This window comes from Flavobacterium sp., from assembly GCF_013823965.1.
GTDB lineage: Bacteria > Bacteroidota > Bacteroidia > Flavobacteriales > Flavobacteriaceae > Flavobacterium.
Map to the genome: position 1 here is coordinate 1 of NZ_PNNA01000082.1, position 13,328 is coordinate 13,328.

14 protein-coding genes are annotated in these 13,328 nt (G+C 34.6%); 12 read left to right on the forward strand and 2 right to left on the reverse strand.

The window, feature by feature from the left end; genetic code table 11:
- The coding region (locus C0430_RS09445; RefSeq protein ID WP_290868742.1) for a helicase HerA-like domain-containing protein at positions 1-1,261 on the reverse strand (1,261 nt) is incomplete at its 3' end.
- Positions 1,262-1,644: 383 nt separating this feature from the next.
- Here C0430_RS09445 and C0430_RS09450 point away from each other — a divergent pair.
- The 10 genes from C0430_RS09450 to C0430_RS09500 all read left to right on the forward strand — a co-directional run bounded on the left by C0430_RS09450 (position 1,645) and on the right by C0430_RS09500 (position 10,585).
- The gene (locus C0430_RS09450; protein ID WP_290868746.1) at positions 1,645-2,463 is read left to right on the forward strand and encodes a MotA/TolQ/ExbB proton channel family protein; all 819 of its coding nucleotides are present in this window, start codon (positions 1,645-1,647) and stop codon (positions 2,461-2,463) included.
- 73 nt (positions 2,464-2,536) lie between these two features.
- Positions 2,537-3,148, forward strand: a complete 612-nt coding sequence (locus C0430_RS09455; RefSeq protein ID WP_290868781.1) for a biopolymer transporter ExbD — start codon at positions 2,537-2,539, stop codon at positions 3,146-3,148.
- A gap of 21 nt (positions 3,149-3,169) precedes the next feature.
- Positions 3,170-3,733 carry a biopolymer transporter ExbD gene (locus C0430_RS09460; protein WP_290868749.1) on the forward strand — a complete coding sequence of 188 codons (564 nt, stop codon included), beginning with the start codon at positions 3,170-3,172 and terminating at the stop codon, positions 3,731-3,733.
- A gap of 40 nt (positions 3,734-3,773) precedes the next feature.
- Entirely contained in the window at positions 3,774-4,565 is a 792-nt protein-coding gene (locus C0430_RS09465) for an energy transducer TonB (protein ID WP_290868752.1), read from the forward strand.
- A 247-nt stretch (positions 4,566-4,812) separates the two neighbouring features.
- Positions 4,813-5,712, forward strand: coding sequence for a PstS family phosphate ABC transporter substrate-binding protein (locus tag C0430_RS09475; protein WP_290868758.1), 900 nt, complete (start codon positions 4,813-4,815; stop codon positions 5,710-5,712).
- Between the two features lie 30 nt (positions 5,713-5,742).
- Positions 5,743-7,410 (forward strand): tetratricopeptide repeat protein, encoded by a 1,668-nt coding sequence (locus tag C0430_RS09480; RefSeq protein ID WP_290868761.1) that lies wholly within the window; start codon positions 5,743-5,745, stop codon positions 7,408-7,410.
- A gap of 148 nt (positions 7,411-7,558) precedes the next feature.
- A complete protein-coding gene (locus C0430_RS09485; RefSeq protein ID WP_290868764.1) occupies positions 7,559-8,191 on the forward strand; it encodes a 7-carboxy-7-deazaguanine synthase QueE in 633 nt (210 codons plus the stop codon).
- Positions 8,146-8,952, forward strand: a complete 807-nt coding sequence (locus tag C0430_RS09490; protein WP_290868767.1) for an energy transducer TonB — start codon at positions 8,146-8,148, stop codon at positions 8,950-8,952. Before C0430_RS09485 ends, C0430_RS09490 begins: the two co-directional genes overlap by 46 nt.
- Positions 8,953-8,979: 27 nt before the next feature.
- Complete coding sequence (locus C0430_RS09495) at positions 8,980-9,375, forward strand: energy transducer TonB (RefSeq protein WP_366559331.1); 396 nt, start codon at positions 8,980-8,982, stop codon at positions 9,373-9,375.
- 52 nt (positions 9,376-9,427) lie between these two features.
- A complete protein-coding gene (locus C0430_RS09500; protein ID WP_290868770.1) occupies positions 9,428-10,585 on the forward strand; it encodes an aminotransferase class V-fold PLP-dependent enzyme in 1,158 nt (385 codons plus the stop codon).
- 43 nt (positions 10,586-10,628) lie between these two features.
- On the opposite strand, the gene C0430_RS09505 is transcribed toward C0430_RS09500, so the two are convergent.
- Positions 10,629-11,333, reverse strand: coding sequence for a class I SAM-dependent methyltransferase (locus C0430_RS09505; RefSeq protein ID WP_290868772.1), 705 nt, complete (start codon positions 11,331-11,333; stop codon positions 10,629-10,631).
- 92 nt (positions 11,334-11,425) lie between these two features.
- Here C0430_RS09505 and C0430_RS09510 point away from each other — a divergent pair, with 92 nt between their 5' ends.
- Together C0430_RS09510 and C0430_RS09515 are read left to right on the forward strand one after the other, a co-directional pair.
- On the forward strand, positions 11,426-11,920 hold the full coding sequence (locus tag C0430_RS09510) for a YkgJ family cysteine cluster protein (RefSeq protein ID WP_290868775.1): 495 nt from the start codon (positions 11,426-11,428) through the stop codon (positions 11,918-11,920).
- 101 nt (positions 11,921-12,021) lie between these two features.
- Positions 12,022-13,257, forward strand: a complete 1,236-nt coding sequence (locus C0430_RS09515) for an FtsX-like permease family protein (protein ID WP_290868778.1) — start codon at positions 12,022-12,024, stop codon at positions 13,255-13,257.
- Positions 13,258-13,328: the final 71 nt, after the last annotated feature.

Here is a 13,328-nt window from a genome sequence, read left to right on the forward strand (position 1 = left end):
CCTGAATTTCGCTTTCGGTTAAAACGTCCATTCTACTCATTGGCGCCCGCATCATGGTTGCGGCAAGTGGAGTGGGAATTCCTTTTTCGTTCAAGGCCGTGACCAAGGCTTCTCCAATTCCAAGACTGGTCAATACTTCATCTGTTTTATAATAATCGGATGTTGGATAATTGTCGGCAGTTTGCTTGATGGCTTGTCTGTCATTGGCTGTGAAAGCTCTCAAAGCGTGCTGAATTTTCAATCCTAATTGTGCCAAAACGCCGCTTGGAACATCCATTGGATTTTGGGTTATGAAGTAAACGCCGATTCCTTTGGAACGAATCAGTTTCACGATAGTTTCTATTTGTTCCAACAATGTTTTGCTGGCTTCTTTGAAAATCAAGTGCGCTTCGTCAATAAAAATAACCAATTCGGGTTGGTCAGAATCTCCTTTTTCTGGCATTTGATTGTATATTTCTGCCAACAGACTCAACATAAAAGTGGAAAATAACTTGGGTTTGTCTTGTATGTCCGTCAAACGAATGATGTTGACGTAACCTTTTCCATTTTCGTCAAAACGCATTAAATCATTGATGTCAAAAGACATTTCTCCAAAAAACAAATCAGCACCCTGTTGTTCGAGTTCGATTATTTTTCTAAGAATGGTTCCGGTTGTCGAGGTGGAAATCTTGCCATAACTTTCTTCAATTTCGGCTTTTCCTTCTTCGGTAATGTAATTGATTACTTTTTTGATGTCTTTTAAATCCAAAAGAGGCATTTTGTTGTCGTCACAAAATTTGAAAATTACCGAAATTACTCCGGCCTGGGTATCATTCAGGTCAAGAATTCTTGAAAATAATACAGGTCCAAATTCCGAAACTGTGGAACGAAGCCGAACGCCGCTTTGTTCGGATAAAGACAATAATTCTACGGGGAAACCAGCTGTTTTATATGGAATGTTGATTTTTGAATGACGCTCAGTTATGAAAGACTTCTCTTCTCCTTCTTTGGCAATTCCACTGAAATCGCCTTTGATGTCCATCATTAAAACAGGAATTCCAAACGATGATAACTGTTCAGAAAGTACCTGAATGGTTTTGGTTTTTCCGGTTCCTGTCGCGCCGGCAATTAATCCGTGACGATTCAGCGTTTTCAAAGGAACTTTTATGTGTGCATCGGGCAAAGCTTCACCATCAAGGATGGCTCCTCCAAGAATTATGCTTTCACCTTTTGAAAGATAACCATCATTAATTAGTCTTGTAAAATCTTCTTTTCTGCTCATTTTTATTTTTGGATTAAATGTATTTGCTAGCTATTATTTTTTTACATGTGTAAATGTAACATTTAAGGTAAAATTTACGTTGAAATATAACTTTTTTGGATGCGATTTGTCAAAATATTTAATTGTAATTATTTTTTAAAAAGTGTTGAAACATTATTCCAATAAGTCTTAAAACAATGTGTTTTTTTTCTAAAAAGCTAGATTTAACGGAAGTTTTTAGTTTTAATGCAAAACAAAAAAAGCAACTTTTTTTTTGTAAAGTTAAAATAATAAGAATAAAAGTAAAAAAAGTTTTTTTATTTAAACTAAAAATATAAATTTGCTCCTCAACAAAGTTTATTATAACAAAAAATAAATTATTAAAACTATTAAAAATTAAGAAAATGGCAAACGTTAAAAAAGAAAGTGGTTCAGGTTTAGGAGGTATGATTACAGGAATCATAATTGCATTATGTATTTTTGCAGGATGGGTTATCTGGACATTTATTATGGGTGATGGAGCAAATTTTGAAGGAGGAGTTAATACTGGACATCCACTTCCAGGAAATTATTTAGCAATGGTATACAAAGGAGGTCCTATTGTACCGGTATTGATGGGATTATTATTAATGGTAATTGTTTTTTCATTCGAGCGTTTTGCAGTAATCTCAAAAGCAGCTGGTAAAGGAAATCTTGATAAATTTATGGCTGAAGTTCAAAAAAGTATCAAAACAGGTGATATTGACGGAGCAATTGTTGCTTGTGACAAACAAAAAGGTTCAGTTGCAAATGCAATTAGATCAGCCTTGGTTAAATATCAAGATGTTAAAAAAGAAGGTGTGGATAGTGAAACTGCAGCAGAAACTATTCATAAAGAAATTGAAGAAGCTACTTCACTTGAAATGCCAATGTTAGAAAAACACATGACTATTCTTTCTACATTAGTTTCTCTAGGAACTCTTGCAGGATTGTTAGGAACGGTAACGGGTATGATTAAAGCGTTTGGTGCGTTAGCAAGTTCTGGAACTCCGGATCAAGCGATGTTGGCAAGTGGTATTTCTGAAGCACTTATCAATACGGCTACAGGGATTTTTACATCTATGTTGGCAATTATTGCTTATAACTTGTTTACTTCAAAAATTGATACTTTGACTTACTCTATCGATGAGGCTGGTAATACAATTGTGAATACATACAGACACTTCAGAGGTACACAAAAATAATTAACAATAATTTTTAAGGATTTAGAGTTGTATATAAATTCAAGAACTATTTCCTTTATAATTTAAAAATAAAATTATGGCTGTAAAAATGTCTAAAAAAGCATCGTCTATTGATATGACGGCTATGTGTGACGTATCTTTTCTTCTGCTTACTTTTTTTATTTTGACCTCTACGGCCAAAGTACCGGAAGCAATGCCTGTAGATATGCCATCGTCAACTGTACAATCTAAATTGCCTGAATCAAATTTGGCTACTTTAACCATAGGTAAAGGAAAAGTATTTTTTGATTTGAAGGGGAGAGAAGTTCGTATTCAGACTCTTGAAAAAATGGCTGAAAAATACGGGGTAGAATTCACAGATGAAGATAAAAAAGAATTTTCATTGATGGAAGGTATTGGGGTTGATATAGCAAGCCTCAAAAGCATCATCGAAATGAAAAGTTCTGAAAGGCTTAAAGCCAATCAGCCTGGTGTACCAAAAGATTCTCTTAACAATCAATTAGCGGAGTGGATTCAATTTGCTCGTCAAGCTAACATTGATATTAATGACAAGGATTTGGAAATTGCCATAAAAGGAGATGCTAAAGAGGAATATCCTTCTATTCGTAAAGTGATGGATATTTTGCAAGACCAAGGAGTAAACAGCTTTAGTTTGGTTACCGGTCTAAGAGGAAAAGATTTTTAATTAAAAAAAACACACACTAAAATGGCTGAATTAAATACGGGCGACAGTGGCGGTGGTAAGGATAAAAAAGTAAGAAGTAAAAAACAAAACTCCAAAGTAGATTTAACTGCAATGGTGGATTTGGCCTTCTTGTTGATTACATTCTTTATGTTAACAACCACTTTGTCTAAACCTAAAGCAATGGAATTGGGATTGCCAGATAAAGAAGATCCTAATGAAAAAAACCAAGACATAAAAGTAGATGAAAATCGTACAATGACAATATTATTGGGTGACAATAACAAGTTAGTGCGTTATGTGGGTTTATTGGCAACACCGGTTGCTGGAGGTACTCCAAAAGAGTTTGCCTATGGAAAAGATGGAATTCGTGCAGAATTATTATCTAGAAAAAAATCGGTTTTGGCTTATTCTACCGCAAAAGGGAAACCTAAAAATGGGATGATCGTCATTATCAAACCAAGCAAGAAATCAAATTATAGAAATTTGATTGATATCTTAGACGAGATGGGAATTGTTGAAGTGCCAACTTATGCCATTGTTAATGATTTTTCACCTGAAGAAACAAAATTGTTAGAAGGAAAATAAGAAACATTCTTATGACCCAATAACCTAATAATTAAGAAATATGAAATTAGATTTATTAAAAAACCAATGGCTTGAAATTGTTTTCGAAGGACGTAACAAAAGTTACGGTGCTTATGATTTAAGAAAGTCAATTACCAAGAATACCGTTAGAGCCTTTGTTATTGGTACAATTCTGTTTGGTTTTTTAGTTAGCATCCCTACAATTATGCGAATGATTCCAGATACTAGCGAAGAAACAACCATAGACACGAAGATTACAGCTGTAAAGCTACCTCCAAAAGAGAAAAAACCGAAAGAAAATCTTCCACCACCACCACCTCCTCCTCCAAAAGTGGATCAAGTAAAATTCGTTAAGCCGGTTGTGGCCAAAGCGGAAGATGTTGTTGAAGAGATTGCTGTAGTGAAAGAACTTAAAGATAAAAATATCGGTAAGGAAACTATTAAAGGAGATCCAGACGCAGAATTGACTATTGAGCCTGTAGGAACTGGGGTTGCTGCTGTAGTAGAAGAAGATAATACTGTTTACAACACTGCAGGTATCGAAGTGAAACCTGATTTTCCAGGAGGAATGGATAAATTTAACGCTTTTATAGCTAAAAATTACCAAGCCCCAGAAGAAGAAGGTCTTAAAGGTAAAGTTTACGTTACATTTGTGGTAGAGAAAGATGGTTCACTAACTGATATCAAAGTACTTAGAGATATTGGTTACGGTACTGGAAAAGAAGCTATCCGTGTTTTGAATAAATGCCCAAAATGGTCTCCTGGAGAACAAAACGGTAAAAAAGTAAGATGTACTTTCAGTTTGCCAATTAGCATTCAATCAGCGGAATAATGTTACAAAAAATGCTATACAATTACAAAAAGAAATCGCCTAAACAGCGATTTCTTTTCATTATAGGAATTCTGTTTTTTTTCTTATATTTGTGTTTGGGTCTTAGTGTAATTTTTTGGGATGTCATTTTTCCTAAAAATTTTCCAATACCAATGCCGTCAAATTATAGAATGACTTTTGGAGTCCTACTAATCGTTTATTCCTTCTTAAGATTTTATAGATTTTTTAATTCAAATAATGATTAACCATGCGTAAAATTAATAGCGTTTTTGTTCTTTTTTTTATTGGTGTTTTATTTGTAATGTGTAATCAAAAAGAAAAGGTAAACACAAATAAAGAATCCATATTGAAAGGCTCTGCAACCATTTATGTGGATGAAACCTTGACCCCAATTATCGAAGATCAAGTTGCTGTTTTTGAAAGTAATTATGATGCTAAAATTAATATTGTTTCAAAGTCAGAAACAGAAGTCATCATCTCTCTGTTTAAAGAAAAGTCAGGTATTGCCGTTTTGACCAGAAATTTGACAGTTGAGGAAAATAAAATCTTTGAACAAAAAAAAATTACCCCAAAAATCACTAAATTTGCCACAGACGCAATAGCTCTTATAGCCAATAAAAGCAGCAATGACACTTTAATCGATTTGAGAAATGTAATCGATTTCTTGAAGGGCAAACAAAATTCTTCGATAAAAGGACTTGTTTTTGATAATCCAAATTCAAGTACGGTACGTTTTATGAATAACCTTGCCGGTTTAAAGTACATTCCTGAAAAAGGAGTGTATTCCTTTAAAACAAACCAAGATGTGATTAAGTTTGTTGCCCAAAATGAAGGCATGATAGGTGTTTTAGGCGTAAATTGGTTATCTCAACCGATGCCGGAAATGCAGGAATATGTAGATAAAGTGAATGTGCTAGGTGTTAAAAGTCTTACAGGTGGAAGTTATTATATGCCAAGTCAAAATAATATTGCTGAAGGCAAATACCCTTTGGCACGTGATTTGTTTATAGTAAATGGTCAAGGATATACTGGATTAGGAATGGGATTTGCTTCATTTGTTGCTGGAGACATAGGACAAAGAATCGTTCTTAAATCAGGACTGTTGCCTGAAAGAATTCCGGGTAGGAAAATTAACGTTAGAAAATAATGAGTGATGAATAAAAATAATATAATATCGATGAATAAATTTAAAATTTTTAGTGTGGCTTTTTTAGTTTCAGCTGCATTTAGTTATGGACAAGATTTAACCCAAGCGAGAAAAGCAATTGATGCCGAGCAATATGAAAATGCAAAATCAATGTTGAAATCGATTCTTAAAACTAGCCCATTAGACGCAAGAGCCAATTTTCTACTAGGGAATGTTTATCTTATACAAACCGTTACAGATTCTGCAAAAATCGCTTATCAAAAAGGTTTGGAAGGCCCAGATGGAGCAAAACTAAATTATGTTGGTTTAGGTGTGATTGATTTAGATAATGGTAACACGGTTGCCGCCGAGGCTAATTTTGCTTCAGCCATTAAAGACATAAAAAAGAAAGATGTTGAAGGACTGACTGCTATTGGAAGAGCTTATACTTATTCTACAAAGCCTAATTATAAAAAAGCAATTGAGTTTTTGAACAGAGCCAAGACCGTAAATCCTAATGATGCTTTAGTTCAATTGGCCCTTGGAGATGCTTATTATGGTGATAAAAACCAAAATGAGGCCTATGCTGCATATAGAAATGCCTTTCAAATTGACCCTTCACTTTTAAGAGCCAAAGTTCAATTAGGTGTTTTGTTGAAAGGAGCAAAATCCTATGACGAGGCTATTAAATCATTTAATGAAGTTATCGCTTTAAATCCAAATTACGGACCTGTTTATAGAGAACTTGCCGAAACTTATTATAAATGGGGAAGAAACAAGCCTTCTAAATCAAAAGAATACATGCAAACTGCTATAGGATATTATGAAAAATATCTTAGCTTGACAGATTATTCTTTGCATTCCAGAATGCGTCACGCTGACTTTCTTGTTCTTGTGAAAGATTACAAAGCTCTTGAAGTTGAAGCCAATAAAATGATTGAAATGGATAAGGTAAATCCTAGAATCTTTCGTTATTTAGGATATTCTGCTTATGAAAACGGTAACGTGGATGTTGCCATTAAATCATTGGAAAGTTTCATAGCCAATCCAGATAATAAAATTATTGCAAAAGACTATTTGTATTTGGGAACTTCTAAATTCAAAAAAGGATTGTCTGCAGATGGCCTGTCAATAGAACCTACACTTTATAATTCAGGTTTGGCTGATATTAAAAAAGCAATTGAAATGGAGGCTTTGGCTGTGGAAGATTTAAACGAAATTGGTGTAAAAATGTTCAACCAAAAACTGTATAAAGAAGCTGCTTCTGTTTTTGAAATTGGAACAGTTAACACTGAAAATAAAAATTATATCGAGGATAACATCTATTACGGATTGTCAATTTATTACAGCAACAACAAAAAAGGGGTAACCCCAGATTTAATTGCTTTGCAAAAAGCCGATACCGCTTTTGGAAATGTGACTGTAGCTTCGCCAAGCTATCAGGATGCCTATCTATACAGAGGTAGAACCAATAGTTTAATGAGCAATGATGCAATGACAATTAAGTATTATGAAGAGTTTGTTGCTAAAGCTACTGAAAAAGGCCCAGAAGAATTGGCCAAGCCAACTACAGTAAAAAAAATCATTGAAGCTTATAATACAATTGCAGCAAGTTATGCCAATAACGATGTGGCAAAAGCAAAAGAATACTTTGCTAAAACGCTTGCCTTGGATCCTGTAAATAACTATGCAACTGAATCTTTGAAGTTGCTTAAATAATTAGAATTTAAGTTTATAAAAAACCGATAGTTTCCAAAAAGCTATCGGTTTTTTATTTCTTGCAACATTCGATATTATGGGCAATCTTATTCTAGAATCACAATTCCCAAATTTCAAAATCACTATCTTTGCCCTTTAAATTAAAGAAATGTTATCAAAAGAAATACAATTAGAAGTTAACAAAGGCGCAATGCTTCCTTTGATGGAAGAATTTTACACCATTCAAGGTGAAGGATTTCATACGGGAACAGCCGCTTATTTTATAAGAATCGGTGGTTGCGACGTAGGTTGTCATTGGTGTGATGTCAAGGAAAGTTGGAATGCAGAATTACATCCGCCAACAAGTACAGACTCAATTGTTGACAATGCCAGCAAATATGCCGATACTGTTGTGGTTACTGGAGGTGAACCCTTGACTTGGGATATGACTTTTTTAACACAAAAGTTAAAAGATAAAAACCTGAAAGTACATATTGAAACTTCAGGAGCATATGAACTTTCAGGAAAATGGGATTGGATTTGTCTTTCACCAAAAAAAAATAAATTGCCCACTCAAACCGTTTATGACAAAGCTCATGAATTAAAAGTGATTATTCACAACAAGCACGATTTTATCTTTGCCGAAGAACAAGCCGAAAAAGTAAACAAAAATGCTATTTTATTTCTCCAACCCGAATGGAGCAAAAAAGAAGAAATGACGCCACTTATAGTTGATTATGTAATGAATAATCCAAAATGGCGCGTATCTTTACAAACACACAAATACTTGAATATTCCTTAAATATGAAGCACTTCCTATTGTTGGTAATCGTCTTTTTTTCTTTCCAATTTACCAATGCGCAAGAATTATTGATGGAAACTGAACTCGTTTCAAGTCCAGACGTTACCAATCCAAAATTCAATGGAGGAGAATTCAATAAATTTTATGAATTTATAAATCAAAACTTTGATTATTCTACTGTAAAGAAAGAAGGAGATATTGTTGTTGCCTTTACTGTCAATGAATTGGGTGAAGTAAAAAAAATAAAAGTTTTGAAGTTTCCTAACATCGAAGCAGCTACTGAAATCATAAGGGTCTTAAATAAATCTCCAAAATGGGAACCAGCTAAACGAGCTGGAAGACCTTTCAGTGTAGAGATAAAAATGCCTATTAATTTTCAAGCAAAAGTTAATTCTCAAGCAGCTTCTAATTCAGAAGTTAAAAACGAAAGTCAAAATTTATCAAAAGATTCTAACGGTGATATTATAAAGAAAAAAGAATTTTCAGGTGGTTTAAATAAGTTTTATGAATTTATTAATGCAAACTATAGATTGCCAAACGTGCCAGGTTTAAGAGGGGAAGTAAGAGTGAATTTTGTTATCAATGAAGATGGAAGTATTGGTGATTTTAAGATTATTGAAGATTTAGGATATGGGACAGCAGAAGAATTGATTAGGGTTTTGAAAACAACAGGTAATAAATGGTCTCCTGCAGTAAAGGATGGAAAACCAGTGAAAAGTAGTTTTGTTTTGCCATTAAAGATTAATGTGCCAAATGAATAAATATTTTAAATCCAAATTTTAAATTTTATGAAGAAAGTTTTATTTTCAATAATTGCAATGTTTGCATTTCAAATCGTTTTAGCACAAGATACGGTAAATGTTTCGACAGACATTCTATATGATACGGTAGCAATTGAAGTGAAGCCTGAATTTCCGGGGGGAATTGGGGAGTTTTATAAATATTTTGCAAAAAATTATAGAACTCCAAATGTAAAAAAATTAAATGGGAAGGTTTATGTGTCTTTTATAATTGAAAAAGATGGAAGCATTAATGAAATAAAAGTATTGCGAGACATTGGATATGGAACAGGAGAAGAGGCGATTAGAGTTTTGAAACTTTCGCCAAATTGGAAACCAGGCGAGCAAAACGGAAGAAAAGTAAGATGTAGTTATAACTTGCCAATAGCAATAGACACTCGATGATAATTATCCCAAACATTGTTTGGGATTTTTTATATTTACAAAAAATCAAAAAATGAAATCACAATTCCTTTTAGATAAAAATATCACTTTTCTGAATCACGGTTCTTTTGGCGCTTGTCCAAAACCTATTTTTGAAGAATACCAGCGGTTGCAGTTGGAATTGGAAAACGAACCTGTTTATTTCATTCAAAAAAAGTCAGCAGAATATTTGAAAATTGCCAAAGAAAGATTGTCAAAATACATTGGTTGCGATGCCAATGATTTCTTTTTTACGCCAAATCCTACTTTTGCTATTAATACCATAATGCGCAGTTTGGATTTGAAGGAAGGAGATGAAATTCTCTCGACCAATCACGAATATGGTGCAATGGACAGAACCTGGAATTTTTATTGCAAAAAATCGGGAGCCAAATACATTCGCCAAAACATTTCTCTTCCGGTAGTTTCGAAAGAACAAATCTTGGAAGAATTTTGGAGCGGATATACTTCAAAAACCAAAATTGTTTTCCTGAACCAAATCTCAAGTGCCACGGCGCTGATTTTTCCCGTAAAAGAAATTTGCGACAAAGCCCGTGAATTGGGACTAATTACCATTATTGACGGAGCGCACGTTACAGGTCAAATGGATTTGGATATTACGGAATTGAATCCTGATTTTTATACTGGAACCTTGCACAAATGGATGCTCGCTCCAAAAGGAAGTTCTTTTTTGTATGTAAAAAAGGATTTTCAACAAATGTTGGATCCTTTGGTAGTAGGCTGGGGCTATGAAAGTGTTGCTCCGGGCGAAAGCCAATTTTTGGATTATCAGGAATTTCAAGGCACAAGAGAAATTTCGGCATTTCTATGCGCGCCAAAAGTGATTGATTTTCTCGAAGAAAACGATTGGAAGACAAAAGCAAAGGAATGCAGAAGTATCGTTTTGAGCAATTACCAACGTTTTTGCGATTTGCTGAACACGAAACCTATTTGCCCAATCACGGAAGAATTTCTGGTGCAAATGGCAAGCGTTCCCGTAAACACCACAAATCCTGTGGTATTGAAAGAATTACTTTTCAATAAATACAAAATCGAAATTCCTGTTATGTCTTTAAACGGAAATTATTTTATTCGTTATTCCATAAATGCCTATAATTCCCAAGAAGATTTGGATATTTTGTATAAAGCTTTGGAAGATATAATTGCCACGACGGATTTGATAGAAGTTTAGTCTTTACTCTTTTGTCTATATTCTTTTCTCTATATACTATTTTCTAAATCGAAAGTCTCGCCAAATAATCAAAATGTTCTCCTTCCAAAATCAATTCGCATTGCAAGCCATTGGCGAAAGCCGCATTTTGTAAAGTGTTATAATCAAGATAAAGCCAAGGAAAAGTATCTTCGGTCTCATTTTTATAGGAAACGGTAAATGTTAATTCGCCGTAATAACCATTAGCTGGGATTTCGTATGCGCCGTCTTCATCTTGATCAAACATATAAATGATGTCTGAGGAATCAATAAGAATCTGCCCATTTGGATAAAGCAGACTTTTTAGCTTTTGTAAATAGTTGGGCGTTTCTTTTAACGTTCCAAAAATTCCCGTGCCGTTCATCAACAATAAAATGGTGTCGAATTTTTCGTTTTCCAAAGTCATTATGTCTTGCACTTTGCCGTTTTTCAAACCACGAAGTTCACAGGCTTGGATGGCATTTGGTGAAATATCTATCGAAATTACCTCAAGATTACGGTCGTTTTGTAAAGTCAAACTGTGGCTTCCGGCTCCACAACCCACATCGAGAACTTTCCCTTTGGCCAATTGAAGTGCTTTTTGTTCCAATTTTGGCATTTCGTCATAGCTTCGAAAAAGATAAGCAACATTCATTTCATCGGCTTCGGAAATGGAAGTTTCGGTAATTAAATCCTCGGGAGAATTATTGGTTTGAAAATCGAGTATGGCTTTTCCGAAAAGGTCTTTCATTTTAGTTGCTATGTTAATTTGAGGATTTGTTGATTTGATTTGAGTAAATTTGCAATCTGATTTTTCGAATAACCGAATAACCAAATCCTCAAATGGACAAAATTCTAAACAATCTTCCTAAAGAAGCCAAAGATAAGCATATCGAAAACAAAAAGTATTTCGACAAGCTGAAAAAAAAGCAACCCAAGAATTTGGATTACATTATGCAAGAATTGCACGATGCCGAATTCAAGAAAACCGATTGTTTGCAATGTGCCAATTGTTGCAAAACCACGGGGCCGTTATTTACTTCTGCCGACATTGAGCGTATTTCAAAACACTTGCGTCAAAAACCACAACAGTTTATCGATCAATATTTGCGCATAGACGAAGACAAGGATTATGTGTTGCAAAGCGTGCCTTGTACTTTTTTGGACAGTGAAAATGCCTGTTTCATTTATGACGTCCGTCCAAAAGCCTGTCGTGAATTTCCACATACCGACAGAAAAAAGTTTCAACAGATTTCAGATTTGACTTTGAAAAACGTTGCAATTTGTCCAGCAGCTTTCAATATCGTAGAAGAAATGAAAAAGAAAATGCCTTTGTAAAATATTTGAAGAATCAAATTTTGTTAATTTTCATCAATTGATAATTATCAATTAGTCTTTAAACAGTACTTTTGGCATAAGAGAAGCAAATCCATACCAAATTGAATTTAGAATATTTCATAGCCAAACGACTCATTACTGCCAAACATTTCAAGAGCAGCATATCCGCACCCATCATAAAAATTGCCATTTCCGCCATTGCCATCGGAATGATTATGATGATTGTGTCGGTAGCAACCGGAATTGGACTGCAACAAAAAATCAGGGACAAGGTTTCCGCCTTCAACGGGCATGTCATTATTTCCAATTACGACAACAATCAATCCGAAGTAACTTTGGTTCCTATTTCCAAAAAACAGAATTTTTATCCAAAATTCAATTCTGTTCCCGAGGTTACCCATATTCAGGCCATCGCCAGCAAGGCAGGAATCATCAGAACCGAAACAGCTTTCGAGGGAATAATCCTCAAAGGAGTCGGAACCGATTACCAATGGAATGATATAAAGGAGTACATCGTTTCCGGCAGATTACCCGATTTTTCAAAAGGCCTCAATAACGAAGTCGTGATTTCCCAGTTTTTGGCAAACCGATTAAACTTAAAAGTGGGTGACTCCTTCAATACCTTTTTTATCAAGGAAGACCAAAATCAATTGCCCAACATCCGAAGATTTAAAATCTCGGGAATTTTCAACTCCGGATTCCAGGAATTTGATGCTACTTATATAATAGGAGACATTCGACACATACAACGCATGAATAAATGGAATCCAGATCAAGTGGGAGCTTTCGAGCTTTTTGTAAAAGATTTCAACACTATCAAAGCCACGGGTGAACTAGTTTATCAGCAAACAGCCTCTACACTCGACAGTAAAACCATAATCGAAAAATACACCTATATATTCGAATGGCTAAAACTCTTTGATCTCAACATCATAATAATATTGGCGGTGATGATTCTAGTTGCCACCATAAACATGGTCGTGGCGCTATTAGTGCTAATTCTTGAGCGCACCCAAATGATAGGAATACTAAAAGCTTTAGGAGCCAACAATTGGTCAATAAGAAAAATATTCCTCTACAATGCCTTTTATCTTATCGTAAGAGGGTTGTTCTGGGGAAATTTGATTGGAATATCATTATTGCTTATTCAGCAATATTTTGGGATAATCACGCTCAACCCCGAAAATTATTACGTCAACCAAGCGCCAGTATATCTTAACTGGGGATATGTAGTACTCTTAAATCTACTTACGGTAACCGTTTGTTTCTTGGTACTATTAATTCCATCCTATATAATAACAAAAATTTCTCCAGTAAAAGCAATTCGTTTCGATTAGTTTTTTCTTGGAGCTATTTCCCGCTATTCGTTGTAATCTTGCGTGCCGAACACCGGCACGCAAGGATTTTC

Coding starts and splice junctions, on each gene's coding strand:
- C0430_RS09450 (WP_290868746.1), top strand. CDS start 1,645: ATGGCAAACGTTAAAAAAGAAAGTGGTTCAGGTTTAGGAGGTATGATT.
- C0430_RS09480 (WP_290868761.1), top strand. CDS start 5,743: ATGAATAAATTTAAAATTTTTAGTGTGGCTTTTTTAGTTTCAGCTGCA.
- C0430_RS09485 (WP_290868764.1), top strand. CDS start 7,559: ATGTTATCAAAAGAAATACAATTAGAAGTTAACAAAGGCGCAATGCTT.
- C0430_RS09505 (WP_290868772.1), bottom strand. CDS start 11,333: ATGAAAGACCTTTTCGGAAAAGCCATACTCGATTTTCAAACCAATAAT.
- C0430_RS09510 (WP_290868775.1), top strand. CDS start 11,426: ATGGACAAAATTCTAAACAATCTTCCTAAAGAAGCCAAAGATAAGCAT.
- C0430_RS09465 (WP_290868752.1), top strand. CDS start 3,774: ATGAAATTAGATTTATTAAAAAACCAATGGCTTGAAATTGTTTTCGAA.
- C0430_RS09495 (WP_366559331.1), top strand. CDS start 8,980: ATGAAGAAAGTTTTATTTTCAATAATTGCAATGTTTGCATTTCAAATC.
- C0430_RS09475 (WP_290868758.1), top strand. CDS start 4,813: ATGCGTAAAATTAATAGCGTTTTTGTTCTTTTTTTTATTGGTGTTTTA.
- C0430_RS09490 (WP_290868767.1), top strand. CDS start 8,146: ATGGCGCGTATCTTTACAAACACACAAATACTTGAATATTCCTTAAAT.
- C0430_RS09500 (WP_290868770.1), top strand. CDS start 9,428: ATGAAATCACAATTCCTTTTAGATAAAAATATCACTTTTCTGAATCAC.
- C0430_RS09460 (WP_290868749.1), top strand. CDS start 3,170: ATGGCTGAATTAAATACGGGCGACAGTGGCGGTGGTAAGGATAAAAAA.